Below are 19,803 nucleotides of genomic sequence, written 5' to 3'. Positions count from 1 at the left end.
GAAAGAGACTAGGATCATGCCTAGGTTCGGGACCTGGTCGGGAAATGGTCAACTGAGCGAGGGATGGTACTCAGTCCGGAAGCCCGCACAGTCCAGCCGGGCCGGTTGTTTGATCCCGGCCATAACTGCTGGCGTGTCGAGCCTTGCTCACGCGCCGCGTTTTTGGTGGACGGCCAGGCCTACTTCACGGCGTTCCGTGAAGCGGCGCTTCTGGCGCGCCACTCGCTGGTCATCCTCGGGTGGGACTTCGACACGCGGGTCCGGTTGGTTGTCGATCGCGAGCCGGACGGCTATCCGGATCGGTTGGGACCGTTCCTGAGCGCGCTGCTGGTCCGCCGCCGCAGGCTTCATATCTACGTGCTGGTCTGGGATTTCCACGTCATCTATTTCAGAGAACGGCAGTGGTGGCTGCCGTCCCATCTCCTGGCCCAGCGCCGGCTCCACTTCGTGAAAGACGGCGCTCACCCGGTCGGCGCCTCCCATCATCAGAAGATCGTCGTGATCGACGATGCCGTGGCCTTTGTCGGCGGGCTCGATTTCGCGTCCTGCCGCTGGGACACGCCGGAACATCGGGCCGACCATCCCGGCCGGGTGATGCTCTCCGACGGCAGCCCCTGCCGGCCGTTCCATGACGTCCAGATGGTCGTCGATGGACCTGCGGCGGCTGCTCTGGGCCAACTGGCGAGGCAGCGGTGGCGGACCGCCACCGGGCGCCTGATTCCGGCTGCCCCGTCACGTACAGGAGCAGACCCTTGGCCCGCCTCAGTCGTTCCCCACGTCCAAGACATTCGGATGGCGATCGCGCGGACGATGCCGGAAGGGGAACAACAACCGGAAATTCGCGAGGTGGAGCGGTTGTTGGTGGATCTGCTTCGCGCCGCCCGCCGCTCCATTTATATCGAGACACAGTATTTTACCTCCAAGATCTTGGCCGCCGTCTTGGCCGAACGCCTGCAGGAGCCGGACGGGCCGGACATCGTGATGATTCTGCATCCGAACAGCGACGGATGGCTGGAACAGCATACGATGGATGTCCTGCGCGGCCGGGTGCTCGCGTTTCTGCAAAGCATGGATCGGCGCCGGCGTCTCGGCCTGTATTACCCGCGGCTTTCGGATTTTCGGGGGCAATGCATCAGCATGCACAGCAAAGTCTGCGTGATCGACAACGCCTATGTGCGCATCGGGTCCGCGAACATGAGCAATCGTTCCATGGGGTTGGATTCGGAATGTGACGTGGCCTTTCATGCCGGCGGAGATCCCCGGCTGGAAGCGCGGGTGGCGGCCTTCCGTAACGGTCTGTTGGCGGAGCATCTGAATGTGTCTCCCGAGGATGTCGAGCGGGCGCTGGAGGAGGCCCCCGGTCTGATCGCCGCGATCAACTCGCTCCGCGGCGACGGCCGCTCATTGGCAATCTTTGACCAGCAGATTCCGCCGGAAGTGGACGAGCTGGTTCCGGATGAGGAATTCGTCGATCCGAGCCGTCCCTACGACGCTCAGCTCATCCCTGTCGAACATCGTCCCTCGGCCCGCCGGCAACTGGCGATGGGGGCGGGGATGTTGCTGGCGGTCGTGGCATTGGCAGCGGCCTGGCGGTGGTCGCCACTCGGCGAATGGCTGGAGTTGTCCCGGCTCTTGGCGTACGCGGAGGCATTCGAGCGGAGTCCTGCCGCGCCCTTCATCACGGTCGGCGTGTTCCTCCTCGGAGGATTGCTGGTGGCCCCCGTGACGGTCCTAATCGCCGCCGCCATCCTGACGTTTGGGCCAATTCACGGATTCATCTATTCCTTCATCGGCATGACGTTGAGCGCGTGGCTGACGTTTCTGATCGGACGCTTGATGGGACGCAAGGCGGTCGAGCGCTGGTCCCGCCGCTTGCATCGCCTCAGCCATCGCCTCGCCGAGAAGGGCGTCCTGGCCGTCGTCACCGTGCGGGTGCTGCCCGTCGCTCCATTCACGGTAGTCAATATGATCGCCGGGGCCACCCATATCCGTACCAGAGACTTTCTCATAGGCACGATCATCGGCGAGCTGCCTGGCTTGATCGCGTTGTCGATCTTCGTGGATCAGATCACCAGCACGATTCGCCATCCGGGCGCAGCCAGCTATGCCCTCCTGGCAGGCTCGGCCGCCGCGATCCTCGGCGGCTTGTGGTGGCTCAGACGATGGCTGGCCAGGCGTACCGCGATCCCGCGGACGGAAGGCATGAAGGCGGAATGCGGCTGACCCTGGCGACCTACAACATCCATGGTTGCGTCGGCCTCGACGGCCGATATGATCCAGGCCGCATCGTCGAGGTGTTGAGGGAGCTGGATGCCGACATCGTGGCGCTGCAAGAGGTGGACTCGCCGGGACACCACGGGCTCGAACTGTTGTGGCGGCTCGCGCACGAGGTCAAGCTCACGCCCATCGCCGGCCCGACCTTGCTCGAGCGCAAGGGACATTACGGCAATGCGGTCTTGACCCGCTGTTCCCCGGCGGACGTGCGGCTGATGGACCTCAGCCAGCCGGGGCGGGAACCTCGTGGCGCAATCGATATGGAGATCGCGTGCAATGGGGAACGGCTTCAAGTGATCGCCACGCATCTGGGACTCAGGCCCTGGGAACGGCGTCTTCAGGTCGAGGAACTGCTGAAACGCTTTTCGCGTCGCCACTGTGTTCTGATGGGAGATTTGAACGAGTGGTTCCTGTGGGGCAGGCCGCTTCGGTGGATCAAGCGCATCTTCGGCCATGCGCCGGCCTTGCGCACCTTTCCGTCGGCCGTTCCGATCTTCGCGCTGGACCGGATTTGGGTCCGCCCGCCGGCGACGCTCTTGCGCATGGAGGTGCACAAGACGCCGCGCTCGCGCCAAGCTTCCGACCATCTCCCGCTCAAGGCCGCGGTGGAATGGTAGGAAGAGCGACGGATGGAGGCGATAATGGCGCTCACGCGGCCCTCTCCCATGGTCCAGACCGCCGATGGGATGGATAAGCCAACCAGCGCGTACCGTCCGGTGAAGAGCACGGAAGGGGAAGGTGCCCGCCTGATCACCGCAGGGCAATGGACGGCCCTGATCGTCCTTATCGCATTCGCGATCACAGGAAACGGCGCATGCCGGGTCCGGAAAACGGACGACGAGCTTGGGCGTGCGGTCAAGCAGGTCCTCTATGACGAGCCAGCCGTGAATCTGCTGCAAGTGGACGTGACCGTCGACGGCGACACCGTCTACCTCAGCGGAGAAGTGGATCTGTATGCATTCAAGGAACGAGCCGGGCAACTCGCGCGGGGAGTGGACGGCGTCACGGCCGTGGTCAATAAGGTGCAAGTGCAACCTTAAGGTCTTGCCCGTCGTATGCGCCGGCATGGTGCTGTGCGCCGGGCCGGGCGCCGCCGAATCCATGCCGGAGAAGACCGAACCGAATCCCTGGCAGTATGGAGCCCTTCTCGATGTCAGCTACGGCCTCAATTTTAATTTTCCGGAGAATCATCAGTTCCGCAGCAAACAAACGACTCCGCGCACGAATGAGGTCTCGCCGAACATGGCGCTCGGCTATGTGCATAAGGAACCGCATCGAGCGCGCGATTGGGGGATGGAGCTCGCCGCGCAGGCCGGCTACGACACCGACGCGCTGGTGCCGCGCGAGCAAGACGGCCGGGATCGCCCGGTCCCCGGAGCGGACCTGTTGCGGCATCTCGCCCGCGCCAACGTGAGCTATCTGGCCCCGATCGGCTCGGGTCTCCTGCTGACGGCGGGCCTGATGAAGGGCTATATCAACTTTGAGTCATTTTACGCCAAGCACAATTTCAACTATTCCCGGTCGTATCTCACCGATTATTCCCCGAATTTTGTCTTCGGCGTGGGGAGCCGCTACGCGATCAATCACAACGTCGATGTGGGATTCCACGTGATGAACGGGTTTCAATACCTCGCCCATGCCAACGACCTCCCCAGCTACGGTGCGGAATTGGACTGGCGAGTCACCAAGCGGCTCGTCGTCGCCCAGAATCTCTATTACGGACCGGATCAGGCGGACACATCGCTCCGGTTTTGGCGATTCTTCTCCGACACGCAGGTTCAGTGGCGTGGGGACGAGGTCACGATCGTCCTCGCCTATGATATCGGCACAGAACGGGCCGCCGATCAACCGAATCAGGCGCGGACGTTTTGGACGGGTGCGGCGCTCTTTACCCGCTGGGACATCAGCGGGCCGTGGAGCCTGGCGGTGAGGCCGGAATGGTTTTGGGACCGAAACGGACGCCTGACCGAGTTCGAACAACTGCTGTGGGCGGTCACCACCACGCTCGAGTACCGACGCCATGTCAGGCCGCAATTATGGCTGACGCGCCTAGAATACCGTTATGACCACTCGACTGGACAGGACGGCGGGTTCTTTAAAGGCGGGGACATGGCGCCCGGCGTGCCGCGGTTGGTCCCGAGCCAACACCTGCTGTTGTTGTCCCTCGTCTTGGCCTTCGATTCATAGCAAGAATAGAATGTCTTACATGACATACATCAAGTAATTGGTGAGCATCTCATGCCTGTCATTCGGCCTGCTTGTGCGGAATAATCGAAATCCCGCCCCCCACTTCCAGCACGGCATACTTGATCTGCTCCATTCGCTCCAAGCCCTGTGATTTTCGAGCGGCGGCCAATATGTCTTCCTCATCGAGCCTGGCCCGATCCATCAACGTCTTCAATGGGCGACCATGCTCCACGATCACCATCGGAAGTCCGTCCAGCCAGCGTTCAATGAAGGCGCTCCGATGTTTCCAGTTGGTCAGGAGAATGTCCAGCCCCACCAAGGTGATGATGACCAGGATGCCGTTGGTTATCGAATAATCGTTGCCGAGCATGGCATTTTGCGTGGCCTCGCTGATGATCAGCAACAGCACGAAATCAAAGCTGGTCATATCGCTCAAGGTTCGCCGGCCTGCCAATCGAAACACGATCAACAATACAACATAGACAACCAACGCTCGGATGATGGCATCCATAATCGCTCCTTTGGTTGCGCCGGGTTAGGGATAGATGAACTGCTGTATCCGTGCGTCCGCCTGGCCGGATGCGTGGAGTGCTCCCGATAGCGGACCGACGGTGTGGGGCTGCAGGTAAAACGTCACCATGGCGGGTTCGCGGCTATCGGTCCGCCACTCGAAACGCACCCCGCCATCTGTCAAGGTCGCGTGCTCAGGCTGCGGAACGATCTGCTGGATTTCTACCTGTGCGAGATACGACTGCTCGATCCAGAGAGAGGGAGGGCCGTCATGCGTCGGGCGGACCAACGCGCGGACTTCAGTCGGGCTTTGTTGGCGGCCGAACCGCTCGTATTCGACATGCAGGCCCTCGGAAACCTCGCCCTCCATGACCTTGCTGATAGGGCCGTGGCCGAACAGGCCGGCCAAAGCCAGCATTGTGATGAAGCCCATCACAGCCCACCCGGCCCGCTGGATGTTCCACGTGAGGACCTGAACCGACAAGTCCTGGTTAATCTCCAACTCGCCGATGCGAATGATCGGGGCGCCCATACCAAGGCTCCTGATCACTTCCTGGGCTTGAAAGCCGTGACCATTCGTCTGTTAAGGACAGCGGGGGTCGGTTCGTATGTTATACGTCCCATCGTTCACCCGCGCACCTGCACGGCGTCGTGAATGACCTGCAGAAGGCGATCCAATTCGAACGGCTTCGGCAGGCATGCATACGCGCCCCGTCCTTTCTGCATCGCTTTTTCCATGAGATCGGGATCAGACGAGGTCAAGACAACGGGTGTTTCCGGCCAGAGAGATTGGCTGATCGTGAGAAACTTCAGACCGTCCATTTGCGGCATGTGATAGTCGGACAACACAACATCATACTGTCGTCGATTCATGGCCTGTACGGCCTCTGTGCCATTACTGGCTTCATAGACCTTGTATCCTTCTTCGGTCAGGAGATCGCATAGGAGGTACCGGATATCTTGATCATCTTCGACCAGGAGGATGCATTTTTCATAGGTTTCCATCGTGGCCTCCTCTTGTGGGACTCATTCGCAGGAGTGAGGATGGAATGGGCAGATGTCATCATGGCCTGGGATGACAGGCCTATTCATGCGTCGGTTTCATCGAGTGATCAGTCAGCGCCTGATAGGCGAGGGCTGCCGATTGGATCGGCGAAACCTGCATGAGAAATGGATTGACCCAGTCCGAATCGGTGATATCAAGCTCGTCCGGAATGATCACGCGCCGGAGATGTTGCTTCGAAGCCGCCTCGATTTTGAGCGGGATCGAGCTGACCGGGCCGATGCCGCCGTCCTGGGTGATCGTGCCGGTCATGGTGCGGTCGGAGGGTATGATATCCCCCTTGGCCAGTGCGACGACAGTCAACCCCGCCAACCCCGAGAGGCTGTCGCCGTAAATGGTTCCGGCCGGCTCGTGGACCTTAAACGTGACCGTCCAACTGTCCGTCTGCAAACCCGCGGCATGCGCGGCCCGATCGATGGCCAGCAGGATGGCGAGTTCGGTGCCGGAACTCAACGAGCCCCTCCCTTGAAGAAAACTCACCATGATCCCATGGCGATCCTTGCGCTGCTCCCATTCGACGACCATCCGGCCGACCGCACCCCGACCGTAATCCCAGGCGTGATGGGGAACGCTGACCCCGAGAAAAGTAATGATTTGGCTGCGCTCCATCCCGGCGGTTGCCACGGGCGCCGCCATGCTCATCTGCCACACGCATCCCAGTGCCAGGCTGAAGATCGTGGCCAAGGGTGACACGAACCAACGGCGTGGATGCGATGACATCACGAAAATCTCCTTGTTTTCCAGCTACCTGCCGATGGTATGGAGCTACATTCCTAGCTATTGACCATATGGCGGGCCGACCGCCGTTGCACCTGGGAGCGTCCCCGGTTCAGCTTCATGCGCACCCTAGGGATCATCCTAGTATGATGGTTGTCTATGAACAGCCATCCTATGTCCGGTTGAGGCCAATGTTGGGACCGCCATGAGCACCGTGGTCAAACAGCTCTCGTTACAGGTGTGCTACGTCTGTGGACTCGTGCGAGAGCCTGAACCGACATCGGACCATGATGATGAAAGCTTGTGGCACGATCTCAATTCCTATCTGGAGCGACATCGTCTTCGCGGGAACGACTACAAATTGACTCATGGCTATTGCCCGGTCTGTATCGAGCGATATGCCCTCGGCGGAGCCAGCTCTGCGGATGAAAGGGAGCTCATCACAGACCGGGTCCAGCCAATTACCCGTCTGATCTTGCGAACGATCGGGTATAACCCAGGGTGTAGTCTCGAAGCATTAATGCAAGCATGTCTCCCCTTCACGTGGAACCAGATATTATTGGAGGTCGATAGACTCAGCCGAACGGGCGAAATCCAATTGTCACTTTCCGGTCTTGGTCGATATACCCTTTCACTGTCGCCTCGACGAAGCGGCATGGCCTTCGATGCGCTCGCGAGCACGGTCGCGCCCCCTGACTCTGAGATCCAATGTCCTCGTTTGGAAACATCGGTCACGCCGACGGTCTGACTTTCTTCTCTCAGCAGGGAGGTGTATAGACCTCCATCATCTCGATATTGACGCTTGCCGGATAAAACTCGCCGAAACGGTTCAAGACCCAACCTTTCCGTTCATGGGACTCCTTGATAAGGATCGGTTGCGCCACATAAGTCGAACAAACCGGCGATACCACGACAAATTGGTGAGAGGGTTGAGCCTGTTCTCGCCAAAAACAGTTATAAACCTGGACCTGCACAATGTGATTCCCCATCGTTGCGCGATCTGGCGTTTCCGCCGGGCAAGTCGGATTACCATTCAAGACCAACGCAAGAAACAAGGCGATCGCATTCATCGTTCTCACCTCCATCGTTCTTAAGAGCTTCCTCATTCTTAAGAATTGGTGTGACTACCCAGAAGACGAGTCGCACACCTTTCTGTGCAAAAATGATTCCCGTATCATGCCGCTCTCTATCCTCGCGAAACTCAACTCAGGCTGGGGTTCCTGCGACAGAGATCCAGGGTTTATGACTAGGTCTATCAGCCATGATGGAAAGACTGCCGTCCGACGAACGGAATGAATTGTCTTATGGCTTGGACAATTCCTCCCGGATCAATGTGCGTAACCAGGGAGCAATTATCGCTCAAACCGGGCGTTGTCCTAGTGTTCGGCGATGGTTTGTGAATCTAGTGTGGCGGCAAAGAGGAATTGGGCCCGCGCGAGGGTCCTCGCCGCGGGCCCTGTTGGAATGTTGGAACGTTTGTCCACCACGACAGAAGGAGGACCTTCGATGAACCGCCTGACCTCTGCTTCGATCATGCCCTTGCTCGCGGCGGCGCTGGTCATGACCGCCTGCGCGTCCCATTCGCCTTCGGCGAAGACCACGGCAGCGGAGACGGAAGCCGGCACCAGAACCGGCGCCGTCAAGAACGTCCTGATCAAGGAAACGGTCACGCCGGAGTCGCTGACGGTGAATGCGGGCGACGAGGTGCGATGGCTCAATCAACGCCGGCACCCGGTGACGATCACCTTCCTCGATCCGATCGATCACAGCATCTCATGCAAGAAAGGATTCACCAAAGCCTTGGGCATGGGTACCGACAATGTCACCACGCTCGATCCCAACGAGACGGCGAGCCTCTGTTTCACCCGTCTCGGCACCGCCCGGTACGCCGTCAAGTCCGATTCCTCCGACGACAAGGCTCCGGACACGCAAGGCACCATTACGGTGCAGTAGCCAGAAGGCACCGGTGTTGGCCGCGAGAACAGCTCCTTGCAAGCTGGAAACAGGAAACCTATCTGGGCGAACCGGGAAGCGGTGAAGAGCGCCTCCGGCTCCGCCTGTTTGTCGGCGAGGGCGGCGCCCCTGTGCCTACAACAGCCAGGAGTTGCGAATCCGGGCCGCCCTGTACGATCACCTGAAATCGATGATCAGCTTGATGAGCCAGGATCTGGAATTGTTGTGCCGTGCACTATTGATTCGGGAGGAGCGGATCGAACCGGAAGAAGGCCTTGTGCCGTGATCGGCCTGTGAGTTCTACCAGACAGCTACCTCGGCTTGTACCAGATTGCCAGGAAGGGTATGATGCCACCCTTCCGCGATGGCACAATGAACCACTCCTCACCAAGGATCGACACCGACCCCGATCGCTTGGCTTCATCCTCTCCTCCTTCGCGCTCCATGTCGCTTCCAGATCGGCCCGGACTGCTGGCCGCCAGTCTGCTGACAGCCCTCGCCATTTTCCTGCTCGACCTTCAACTCCCGGCCGGCCTGGCCGTCGGTATCCTCTATGTCACGGTGATCGCCATGACCTCGTTGATCCGGCCGGACTGGATCATGTATGCGGCCGCGGGTCTCTGTACGGTCTTGATCGTCATCGACATCCCGTTCTCCGCTCCGGGCGACGGCCCCTACTGGATGGCCTACGTCAATCGCGCCATCAGCGTGCTGGCTATCTGGGGCGCGGCCTGGTTCCGCGCCCAGCGACGCCAGGCCGAACGCAACGTGTCATCCATCATCGAATCGGCCCCCACCGGCATGCTGATCGTGGATGCCGCAGGGATCATCCGGCAGGTCAACGGCCTGGTGGAACGATTGAGCGGCTATCGGAGGGAGGAGCTGTTGGGCCAATCGGTGGAGCAGTTGATTCCCGAGCAGCTTCGGCAGGGTCATACCGCCTTCCGCGAGAAATTCATGGAGAGGCCGGTGTCGCGCGTCATGGGAATCGGCCGGGACCTCTGGCTGCGCCGAAACGGCGGCGAGCACGTCCCGGTCGAGATCGCGCTAACGCCCCTGCGGCTTTCGGGCAAGAATCTGGTGCTCTGCACGGTGATCGACATCAGCTACCGGAAGGAACTGGAACGGAACCTGAGGCGGCGGGAAGAACAATACCGGCTGCTCGTGACCAGCGTGCCAGAGGCCGTGTACCGGGCCGTCCCCGACCAGCGGTTCGCCGTGACATTCGTGTCCAAGCTCTGGACCGAATGGACCGGTTTGACCGAGGAAGAATCCTACCGCTGCGCGAATGTCTGGGAATCGATCCTCCACCCCGACGATCGGGAGTCCGTGATCCGGACGATCCGTGAGGCCGTCATTCGGCGAGATCAAATCGACTGCGAACACCGGATCCTGCACGTCCGGGACGGGACGGTCCGTTACGTCAAGCATCGGGCGGTTCCTGTCGAAGACGCCTCCGACCGCGAAGCCCTCTATTATGGAGGACTCATCACGGATGTGACCGACCTGAAGCGGACGGAAATGGCGCTTCAGGAACTGAACGCCCGCCTGGAAGACCAGGTGGCCAAGCGGACGGAGGTGCTGGAACGGAAAACGGCGTTGCTGCGCCGCATGGCGACCGAGCTGACCATGGCGGAGCAGCGCGAACGCAAGCAGCTTGCCAAGGATCTGCACGATTACTTGGCGCAACTGCTGGTCGTCTGCGGCATCAAGCTTCACCAGGCGATGCGGCGCACGGAAGAGGCTGCGGTCAGGCAACAGTTGACGGAGATGCGAAGCATGCTCGACGAATCACTGGCCTACACCCGCACATTGGTCGCGCAACTGAGTCCGCGCGTCCTCTATGAAGCCGGATTGGTCGCGGCTGTTCGATGGCTCGGCGAATGGATGGGCCGGCAGGGGCTGACGGTGACGGTCGAGGCGGCGGACGGCGTGCCGCCGCTGAAAGACGAGCAGGCGGTCTTGTTGTATCAGTCCGTGCGCGAGCTGCTCTTCAACGTGCTCAAACATGCGGGCGTCGGCGAAGCCGCCGTGACGGTGAGGATGGAAGGGGACTCGCTGGTCGTGGCCGTGTCGGACGGCGGCAAGGGGTTTGACGCCGGAAAACTGTCGGATGAGGGAGCCGGAGCTGGCTCGCGCTTCGGGCTCTTCAGCATCCAGGAGCGGTTGGATGCGCTCGGCGGCAGCGTGCGCCTCTCGTCCGCTCCGGGGCAGGGCTGCCGCGTTGAATTGCGGGTGCCGTTGCAGGTGGAAAAGCCGGCCGCTCTGGCGGCCGACCTGACCTGCCTGCTGGCCGATGACCGGGCTATGGTGCGCCAGGGCATTCGCTGTCTGTTGGAGACCTACCCGGATGTGCCGGTCGAAATCGTCGCGGAGGCGGAAGATGGCGCCCAGGCCGTCGAGCTGGCCTGCCGGCTCCAGCCGGAACTCGTCATCCTGGATGTGTATATGCCGAAGGTGGACGGGGTGGAGGCGACCAAACGGATCGTGCGGGCCCTGCCGAACGTCAAAGTGATCGGTCTTTCCGTCGAGCAGGACGAACGCGTCCAGCAAGCGATGAAGGAGGCGGGAGCGGCGGCCTTTCTCGTCAAGGATGGGATGGCCACCGATCTCTACAACATCGTCCGGCGCATTTGGGAAGACCGATCCCAAGCGACGCCGCGCGCCGACGCCTGATTGAAGGCTAGGGGTTCCCCTAGGCCGTTCCGGTCCCAACATCCTCCATAATGGAGCCCCCGTGATCCGTCGCTCGATTCTGCTCTCGTGACAAGATCAGAGAATCAACCAGTGCCGTTTCCTCAGGATCAACCAGACCAGGAGAACCGACCGGCCTCCCTGCCGGACGACCAGATCCGTGCCCTGGTCGATACCGCCCCGGCCATTCTGTGGATGACGGATGAGACGGGTGCCGGCACCTTCTTCAATCGAAGGTGGGAGGAGCTGACCGGGCAAGCCGAAGCCGCCTGGCTCGGTCATGGCTGGCTCGATGCCGTTCATGCCGAAGATCGGGACCGGGCTGGCCGCGTGCTGGCGGATGCCGTCGAACAATGCCTGTTCTTCACGATGGACTGCCGGCTGCGGGACGTGACAGGGGCCTTTCGCTGGGTCATGGTTGTCGGCCGGCCTCGTCTGTCAGAGGAGGGAGTCTTCCTCGGCCATGCCGGGTCGATGCTCGATATCACCGAACGGAAGGAGATCGAGCGGGACCTGAGAACGCTGAGCGACCAGTTGATCAACGAGCTGGGAGGGCTGGTCCGGCTGCACGAGATCGGCACACGCTTTTTGCAGGAAGGGCGCCTCTCGTCACTGCTGCAAGAAGTGCTGGATGCCTCGATCTTTTTCACCAAGGCGGACAAGGGCCTGATCCAGTTGTTCAATCCCGCCGCGGGCACTCTGGAGGTGCTCGTCCAGCGGGGGTTCTCGCCACAGACCTTGAGCGTCTTCGATTGGGCGACCAACGAACAGGGCGCCTGTCTCGCTCTCGCCAAGCAGGCGCAGCGGCTGGTGGTGGAGGATCTTCGCACGGATCCGGCCTGCGCCGGCAGTCCCGCCGCCGCGGCGTTGCTGGCCGCAGGCGTGCAGGCGATGCAGTCTATTCCCTTGCTCAGCCGCACGGGCCAATTCCTCGGCCTGTTGTCCACCTGTTTCCATGAGCCCCGTCGGCCGTCGGAACGGACGCTTTGTCTCGTGGATCTCTTTGCGAGGCAAGCCGCGGACCTGATCCAGCACCACCGGACCGAGGGCGCGCTGCGGGAAAGCGAAGCGCGGCTCAACGCGATTCTCCAGAACACCGCGGCAGTGATCTATCTGATGACGCCCGACAACCGGTTTCTCCATATCAATCGGGAATTCGAGCGGCTGTTCGGCGTGACCAACGAAGCCGTCGTCGGCCAATCGATTGCCGATTTGTTTCCGCCGGAGGTCGCCGCCGGGTTCGAGCTGAACAACCGGACCGTCTTCCGCGAAGGGCGGACGATGGAGTTCGAGGAGCGGGTGCCGCTCCGGGACGGCGTCCATATCTATGCGTCGGTCAAGACGCCCCTGATGGATGCGCAAGGAGCACCCTGGGCCCTGGTCGGGGTCTCCACGGACATGACCGACCGGAAGAAGACCGAATCGCAACGATGGCAATGGACTCAGGAACTGGAGCGGTCCGTCGCCGAACGGACGCGGGAGTTGGTCGCCTCGCGCGAGCGGCTGCGGGGTCTGGCTGCCCAGTTGACGCTGGCGGAACAGCGGGAGCGGCAGCGGCTGGCCACTGATCTCCACGACTATTTGGCCCAGTTGCTCGTGGTCGTGCGCATGAAAATCCAGCAGGCCTACGCCTCGGACGGCGACCATCGTGCCGGCGTGCGCGACGCCGATCGGCTCCTCGGCGAGGCCTTGAACTACACCCGCTCGCTGGTGGCGACGCTCAGCCCGCCGGTCCTGCATCAGTTCGGGCTTGTGATGGCGTTGCAATGGCTCGCCGAGCAAAAGCAATTGCACGGACTCGAAGTGACGATCGAGGCCGACCAGCCGGTATCGTCGTTGACCGAGGACCAGGCCATTCTCCTGTTTCAATCGGTGCGCGAGCTGCTGTTCAATGTGGTGAAGCATGCGCGGGCGAGCCGGGCGGCGGTGTCGATCGGCGTGAATCCCGCCGGTGAGTTGCAGATCGCCGTGCAGGACGACGGGTGCGGTTTTGATTTGACCGAGTCATCGAAAGAACGGCGGCCCGGCTCGGGATTCGGGCACTTCAGCATCCGCGAGCGGATGGAGGCCATGGGAGGCCGGTTCGACGTGCAGTCCGCTCCGGGCCGAGGAACCCGCGCGTTGTTGGCGATGCCCTGTCATGGAGGGAATCCGGCGGCGACGAACGACGCGGTGCCGGCCGTTTCCGGAACCGGACACGCGAAGAGTCCGGTGAGGCGGGCCGGTGGATTGCGCGTACTGTTGGCGGACGACCATGCGCTGGTGCGACAGGGCCTGCGGAGCATTCTGGAAGGCTATCCGGAGTTGCAGGTGGTCGGAGAGGCGATGGACGGACAGGAAGCGGTCGAGTTGGCCGGCCGGCTCTCCCCAGACGTGGTGGTCATGGACATCAACATGCCGCGCCTGGACGGGGTGGAAGCCACCAAGCGGTTGAAACGCGAACAGCCGTCCATCACGGTCGTCGGCCTCTCCGTGCATCAGGACGCGCTGATGGAAGAGACGATGCGGGCGGCGGGGGCCGCCGCCTATCTCACCAAGGACTCGGCCGCGGATCAGCTCTACCGGCTCATCAGGTCCGCAACCAGCTCGTCCGGGGAATCGACGGAGCGGCCATGACGGACGCCTCCGTCATTCCGGATAAGGCGCAGGTGCACCGGCATCTGGCCATGGCGGTCATCATGGCCGGCCTGCTGGGCATCTTCACGCTCGACAGCGTCACGCCGCTGGGCTACTCGGTGTGGTTCCTCTATGTGTTTCCGGTCTGGTATTCGACCAGGCTGTCGCCCCGGTCGGCGGCGATCACGCTCGCCGCCGCGGCCGCTTCGTCGGCCTTGATCGTCGCGGGCTATTTCGTGAGCCCGCCCGGTGGGTCGATTCTGGAGACGGCCGCCTATAACCGGCTGATGGGCGCGATGGTTCTCTGGGTGCTGACCGCCGTGCTGCTGAAGTCAAGGACGATTGAAGAGCGGGTCCGCTGGTCTCAAGAGGCGCTCAAGGAAAGCGAAGCCTTCAACCGCGCTGTCGTGGAGAGCAGTCCGGATTGCATGAACATTCTGGACCGGGAAGGCCGTCTCTTGAGCCTCAACCCCCAGGGGCTCTGTCTCATGGAAATCGAGAATGCAGCCTCGGTCCTTGGACGATATTGGTGGGATCTCTGGCCCGAATCCTCGAAAGGGACGGTTCAGGCCGCCGTGCAGGAGGCGGTGGCCAACGGGACGGCCCGGTTTCAAGGGTTCTGTCCGACGGCCAAGGGCACGCCCAAGTGGTGGGATGTGATCATCGGCACCGTCCGGGGGCTTGATGGGCAGCCGACGAGGCTGGTTTCGACCTCACGCGATATGACCGTCATCAAACGGGCCGAGGAAGCCGTGAGCGAGAGCGAGGAGCGGCACAGGGTGATGGTCGAACAGGTCCGCGACTACGCCATCATCATGCTCGATCCGGACGGACGCGTCGCGACGTGGAACGCCGGCGCGCAGCGCTTCACCGGCTATGCACAGGAGGAAGTTATCGGAAAACCCCTGTCATTGTTCTTCGATCCTCAGGCGCGCGACGCTTGGACGGTTGAGCTGGAGCAGGCGTCGGCCCGCGGGATGTATGAACAGGAAGGGTGGCGGATGCGGAAGGACGGGTCACGTTTCTGGGCCCATATCGTGACGACGCCGCTCCGGGACGAGACGGGCACCCTGCGGGGATTCACCAAGGTGTGGAGGGACAATACCCAGCGCAAGCTCATCGAGACGCAGTTCCAGCAGCTTGTCGAGCAATCGCCGAACGGCATCTTGACGGTCGACGCTCGAGGCCGGATTGCGCTCGTGAACCGGGCGATCGAACGGATCTTCGGCTACAAGCGAGAGGAATTGCTCAATCGTCCCGTTGACATGCTCCTGCCGGAGCGCCTGCGGGAAGAAGCTGCGCTTCAACTTCATCGCGGGCAGGCCGCCGGTGAAACATCCTTCAAGACCATGGACAACGGAGCGGCCTTTTCCGGTCTGCATAAGAGCGGGAGGGAATTTCCCATGGAGATGGGGCTGACGCCGATCGAGACTCTTCAGGGCATGATGACGCTCTGCACCGTCGTGGACGTGACCGAACGCAAGAGGGCGGAGGAGGCGATCCTGGCTGCGAATCGCGAGTTGGAAGCCTTTACCTACACGGTCTCGCACGACCTGCGGGCTCCGGTCCGGACTATGGCCGGGTTCGCGAGGATCTTGATGGAAGATTTCGGGGCGACGTTGGATCCGGAAGCTCAGCGCCATGTGCGGACGATCCAGAAGGGCGCGCAGCGCATGGGCGACTTGATCGACGATCTGCTGGAGTTTTCCCGGGTCGGCCGGGCTGCGGTAGATTGCCGGCCCGTGGACCTGAACAAACTCGTGGGAGAGGTGTGGACGGACCTGAAGCCGCAGCGGGAAGGGAGGGCCGTCGAGTTGACGGTCGCCGACCTGCCCCAGTGCCTGGCGGACCGCCGCCTGTTGCGGCTGGTCTGGATGAACCTGCTCGCCAATGCCGTCAAGTATACGGCGCATCGGGAACAGGCGCGGGTCGAAGTCGGGTGGCGGCCCGATGAAGAGGCGGCGGATCGGATCGTCATCCATGTGGCGGACAACGGCGTGGGGTTCGATCAGAAATATGTGAGCAAGCTGTTCGGCGTGTTTCAGCGGCTGCATCGCGCCGATGAATTCGAGGGCACCGGCGTCGGATTGGCGATCGTGCACCGCATCATCACGCGGCACGGCGGCCGGGTGTGGGCGGAAGGCCGGCTCGGCGAAGGCGCGACGCTCTCTTTCACCTTGGAGAAGGCCCTATGACGATCAACGGAGTGGAAATCCTGCTGGTGGAGGACAGTCCGGAAGACGTGGAGTTGACCCTGCGCGCGCTGCAGAAGAATCAGGTGACGAACCATGTTCAGGTCGTCACCGACGGGGCCGAAGCGTTGGAATACCTGTTCGGCACCGGCAAGTACGCGCATCGAGCCGACAGGCGCGTCCCCAAGCTGGTCCTGCTCGATTTGAAGCTGCCGAAGGTCGACGGCTTGGAAGTCTTGCGCCGCTGCAAGAGCGAGGAAGGCACGCGCAAGATTCCCATCGTCGTCCTGACATCGTCCAAGGAAGAGCGCGACATCGTGGAGAGTTACCGGCTCGGCGTGAACAGCTACATCGTGAAGCCGGTGGACTTTCAGCAGTTCAACGAGGCCGTCCGGCAGTTGGGCCTCTACTGGCTGTTGTTGAACGAAGCGCCCCGGTAGGGCTCATGGCGGCCCCGGTGAACGAGAGCGACGGCATGCCCGAGATCCTTCGAGTCCTGATCGTCGAGGACGAAGAATCCGACGCCGAGCTGGCCGCGCGTGAACTGCGACGGGCCGGGTTTCAACCGGTCTGGAACCGGGTCGAGACCGAGGAGGCTTTTCTGGAGCACCTCGGCCGCTCCTACGACGTCATCCTGTCGGACAATCGATTGCCCCAGTTCAGCGCCGCGCAGGCGTTGTCGCACGTCCGGGCGCTGGGCAGCGACATTCCGTTCGTGGTGGTCTCCGCCGCCATCGGCGAGGAACAGGCCGTGGCGCTCCTGCGGGCCGGGGCCGCCGATTATCTGATGAAGGATCGGCTGAGCCGGCTCGGCGAGGCGATCCGGCACGCGCTGGAGCAAAAACGCCTTCGCGAGCAGGCCCAGGCCGCCCAGGATGCGCTCCGCCGGTTGAACGAAGAGCTGGAGCGGAGGATCGCCGAGCGGACGGTTGAGCTGGAGCAGGCGAACCGATCACTGGCCCACGAGCTGGCGGAACGCCGGCGTATCGAGCACGTGTTGCGGCAGAGCGAGGCGGAGCTCGAACGCCGGGTGGCCCGGCGCACGAGCGAGCTCAAACAGTCCCAGGAACGGCTGCGGTCGCTGGCTTCCGAGCTGACCCTGACGGAGGAGCGGGAACGGCGGCGGCTGGCCGGCGAGCTGCATGACTATCTGGCCCAACTGCTCGTGCTGGGCCGCATCAAGCTGCAGCAGATCCACCAGCAGATCTCCGATCAACGGGCGGCGGCCGCGCTGAAGGAGGTCGATCAGATCTTTCACGACTCTCTCGACTATACCCGGTCGGTGATGGCGGAGCTGGCGCCGCCCATGCTGCAAGAATTCGGGCTGGCTTCCGCCCTCTGCTGGCTCGCGGAGCGCATGCGCACCCATGGCCTGACCGTCGAGGTGATCACCCAGGCCGTCATGCCCAAGCCGGTCGAGGACCACACGGTGCTGTTGTTTCAATCGGTGCGCGAGTTGCTGTTCAACGTGGTCAAGCATGCGGGGACTTCGCAGGCCACGGTGACCGTGGGCTGTACCCCGAAGGGAGAGCTGGAGGTCACGGTCGAAGATCGCGGCTGCGGGTTCGACCCGGCCTCGGTTGCCATGGGGCACGCGGGAGGGCAACTCAAGCAATTCGGGCTTTTCAGCGTGCGGGAACGAATGGAAGCCATGGGCGGGTGCATGATGATCGAAAGCACGCCCGGTTGTGGGAGCCGGATCGTCTTGCGCGTCCCTTGCGATCCTCCGGAGCAGGCGCCGGACGGGGCCGCGAACCGGGCGGCGGCTCATGACGACGCCGGTGAATCGAAGGTTCCGGTGATCCCGCTCGGGCAGCGTCCGGCTCGAGTGCTGCTGGTGGACGATCATGCCATGGTCCGCGAAGGATTGCGACGGGTGCTGGAACACTATGACGACCTCACGGTCGTGGGAGAGGCCGCCGACGGGTGGGAGGCCTTGGAGGCGATGCGATCGGTGCGGCCGGATGTGGTGGTGATGGACGTGAACATGCCCCGTCTGGACGGGATTGCCGCCACCACGCGCATCAAACAGGAGATGCCGAACATGGCCGTCATCGGGCTCTCGGTGGTCAATACGGAGTCGATGCAGGAAGCCATGCGGGCGGCGGGAGCGGCAGCCTTCGTGAGCAAGGAATGTGCGGCGAGCGAACTCTATCAGGCTATCCAGACTGCGTTGTCCCCGCCGGCCTGCAACGGGGGCGCGAGGAACGGGGTCACGGAGCCTGATCGATGACCTTCACCTGCACGTCCCTGACTCCCTGGATGGTCCGGAGTTGTGCGGCGGCCGTTGTCAAGGCTTCCCGCTGTTCGGCGGGACCTTCAAGCGTCATGAGGCCGTTGACGACGCGGAGGACCAGCCTGCCGAGGCTGATGTCGGGCGACAGCCTCAAGATCGTCTCGGCCTCATTGGCGATGTCCGGGTCGCTTCTGGCCGGCCCCGCGACTTCGATCTGATTATGGACGTCCTCGACCAACGGCACGGTCTGCGCCAATCGGAAGGCGTCCGCTCGTTGGGCTTCGCTGCCGACGGTGCCGGCCAGCGTCACGACTCGCTCGGAAACTTGGACAATGATGTTATTGCCGGGCGTCAACCGTCCGAGCTGCAACGCCTCCTGGACCGCGAGCATCATCTGTTGATCGGTCGGCGGTTCCGTCTCGATCCAGAGATTGTTGGCGATGGATTGGACACCCGGCACCGAAAGCGTCTCCTGAGTGGCCAGCGTTTTCATCTTGGCGGTCGGGACAAGCCCGGACAGGAGCACATGGCCGTGATCGACGCGGACGAGCACGCGGTCCAGCGGAGGAGTCTGTTCGGTCAACCGTCGGGTCACGCCGGCGGTGATCTGTTCGTCGGATGGAGGCTCCAGCGCGCGACAGGGAGCCGCATCGACCGCCGTCCAGAGCGCAAGCGCGACGACCGCCACGGCGCCGATGCAGGGGCGCGGGCCTGATCCCTGCCTGGGCATCGCGGCAATGCGCCACGTTCGTGTCGATCGAGTGGACATGCTCTTGTCCTTCTGCCCCTCGTATAAGCGTAATGCAAGGCAAGCAGGATCGAACTGGAAGAATCCCTAGCCCACATGATTCATGACGGATCGTGACGTTCCACCCGTTGCACGCACGGAGCAACGGGTACCCGAAGACGCCAGGCGTTGGACCCATTGCATGGAGAAGAGCAATGGGTACCCCCACGCGGAGCCCTGAGCGGCTGAAGCGTACTTGAAACAGTACGGTGAGGCCGCGAGCGGCGAGCCTGCCCGCCATACCAAGCTTCGCTTGAGCCGCCGCGCTCGATCATGTCGCGGCGGAGAGGCCCTTTGCCTCCGACTTCGCATGCTGGCTTGTCGCAGCCGGGGCACCCGTTGCTCTTTGATCGCAACGGGTCCCACGGCGGTTGCAGTAAAAGCGGTCATGAATCATGTGGGCTAGAAGTCATTTGAAAACCCCATGACCGTGCTTTGACAAGCACGAACCGAGATATATCCTGTCTTCAGGAGCAGATCCGTTCGCCCTGAGTCGGTCGAAGGGTGAACGGAGGGCTTGAAACGACTTCTATTGCGCCTTGTTCAATGCTGGTTCATGACGGTTCGTCGTGTT

The 19,803-nt window shown here is 62.2% G+C and carries 16 protein-coding genes; 10 read left to right on the top strand and 6 right to left on the bottom strand.

Translation table 11 applies throughout. The features are described from left to right. Positions 1–63: 63 nt before the first annotated feature. Genes QWI75_RS15665 through QWI75_RS15650 form a run of 4 tightly spaced genes read left to right on the top strand, consistent with a single transcriptional unit; the run spans position 64 to position 4,461 of the window. A complete protein-coding gene (locus tag QWI75_RS15665; protein ID WP_289269520.1) occupies positions 64–2,223 on the top strand; it encodes a VTT domain-containing protein in 2,160 nt (719 codons plus the stop codon). Next, positions 2,214–2,891 (top strand): endonuclease/exonuclease/phosphatase family protein, encoded by a 678-nt coding sequence (locus QWI75_RS15660; protein ID WP_289269519.1) that lies wholly within the window; start codon positions 2,214–2,216, stop codon positions 2,889–2,891. The genes QWI75_RS15665 and QWI75_RS15660 overlap by 10 nt, the downstream gene beginning before the upstream one ends. 24 nt (positions 2,892–2,915) lie before the next feature. After that, positions 2,916–3,314 (top strand): BON domain-containing protein, encoded by a 399-nt coding sequence (locus QWI75_RS15655; RefSeq protein ID WP_289269518.1) that lies wholly within the window; start codon positions 2,916–2,918, stop codon positions 3,312–3,314. A gap of 25 nt (positions 3,315–3,339) precedes the next feature. Further along, on the top strand, positions 3,340–4,461 hold the full coding sequence (locus tag QWI75_RS15650) for an outer membrane beta-barrel protein (protein ID WP_289269517.1): 1,122 nt from the start codon (positions 3,340–3,342) through the stop codon (positions 4,459–4,461). A 58-nt stretch (positions 4,462–4,519) separates the two neighbouring features. Here the strand turns inward: QWI75_RS15650 and QWI75_RS15645 are convergent, their stop codons facing one another. The 5 genes from QWI75_RS15645 to QWI75_RS15625 form a co-directional block, all read right to left on the bottom strand. Then, complete coding sequence (locus tag QWI75_RS15645) at positions 4,520–4,972, bottom strand: DUF421 domain-containing protein (protein WP_289269516.1); 453 nt, start codon at positions 4,970–4,972, stop codon at positions 4,520–4,522. A 24-nt stretch (positions 4,973–4,996) separates the two neighbouring features. After that, positions 4,997–5,503 carry a hypothetical protein gene (locus QWI75_RS15640; RefSeq protein WP_289269515.1) on the bottom strand — a complete coding sequence of 169 codons (507 nt, stop codon included), beginning with the start codon at positions 5,501–5,503 and terminating at the stop codon, positions 4,997–4,999. 95 nt (positions 5,504–5,598) lie between these two features. Beyond that, positions 5,599–5,976 carry a response regulator gene (locus tag QWI75_RS15635; RefSeq protein WP_289269514.1) on the bottom strand — a complete coding sequence of 126 codons (378 nt, stop codon included), beginning with the start codon at positions 5,974–5,976 and terminating at the stop codon, positions 5,599–5,601. 79 nt (positions 5,977–6,055) lie between these two features. Then, positions 6,056–6,754 carry a S16 family serine protease gene (locus QWI75_RS15630; protein WP_289269513.1) on the bottom strand — a complete coding sequence of 233 codons (699 nt, stop codon included), beginning with the start codon at positions 6,752–6,754 and terminating at the stop codon, positions 6,056–6,058. Positions 6,755–7,509: 755 nt separating this feature from the next. Further along, the gene (locus QWI75_RS15625) at positions 7,510–7,821 is read right to left on the bottom strand and encodes a hypothetical protein (RefSeq protein ID WP_289269512.1); all 312 of its coding nucleotides are present in this window, start codon (positions 7,819–7,821) and stop codon (positions 7,510–7,512) included. 436 nt (positions 7,822–8,257) lie between these two features. On the opposite strand from QWI75_RS15625, the gene QWI75_RS15620 reads away from it, so the two are divergent. From QWI75_RS15620 to QWI75_RS15595, 6 genes are all read left to right on the top strand, one after another. Beyond that, positions 8,258–8,704, top strand: a complete 447-nt coding sequence (locus QWI75_RS15620; RefSeq protein WP_289269511.1) for a cupredoxin domain-containing protein — start codon at positions 8,258–8,260, stop codon at positions 8,702–8,704. Positions 8,705–9,148: 444 nt separating this feature from the next. Beyond that, a complete protein-coding gene (locus QWI75_RS15615) occupies positions 9,149–11,380 on the top strand; it encodes a PAS domain S-box protein (RefSeq protein ID WP_289269510.1) in 2,232 nt (743 codons plus the stop codon). A 111-nt stretch (positions 11,381–11,491) separates the two neighbouring features. Beyond that, a complete protein-coding gene (locus QWI75_RS15610; RefSeq protein ID WP_289269509.1) occupies positions 11,492–14,014 on the top strand; it encodes a PAS domain S-box protein in 2,523 nt (840 codons plus the stop codon). Then, positions 14,011–16,209, top strand: a complete 2,199-nt coding sequence (locus QWI75_RS15605; protein WP_289269508.1) for a PAS domain S-box protein — start codon at positions 14,011–14,013, stop codon at positions 16,207–16,209. Before QWI75_RS15610 ends, QWI75_RS15605 begins: the two co-directional genes overlap by 4 nt. Beyond that, a complete protein-coding gene (locus tag QWI75_RS15600; protein WP_289269507.1) occupies positions 16,206–16,646 on the top strand; it encodes a response regulator in 441 nt (146 codons plus the stop codon). The genes QWI75_RS15605 and QWI75_RS15600 overlap by 4 nt, the downstream gene beginning before the upstream one ends. A 35-nt stretch (positions 16,647–16,681) precedes the next feature. After that, complete coding sequence (locus QWI75_RS15595) at positions 16,682–18,439, top strand: response regulator (protein WP_289269506.1); 1,758 nt, start codon at positions 16,682–16,684, stop codon at positions 18,437–18,439. Here QWI75_RS15595 and QWI75_RS15590 read toward each other — a convergent pair. Then, entirely contained in the window at positions 18,420–19,211 is a 792-nt protein-coding gene (locus QWI75_RS15590) for a BON domain-containing protein (RefSeq protein WP_289269505.1), read from the bottom strand. The two genes, QWI75_RS15595 and QWI75_RS15590, sit on opposite strands and share 20 nt — an antisense overlap. Positions 19,212–19,803 lie beyond the last annotated feature (592 nt).

Source organism: Nitrospira tepida (assembly GCF_947241125.1).
In the GTDB taxonomy this organism is placed as follows: domain Bacteria; phylum Nitrospirota; class Nitrospiria; order Nitrospirales; family Nitrospiraceae; genus Nitrospira_G; species Nitrospira_G tepida.
The sequence above is the reverse complement of the archived record's forward strand: the minus strand, read 5'-3'. Positions and strand labels throughout refer to the sequence as shown.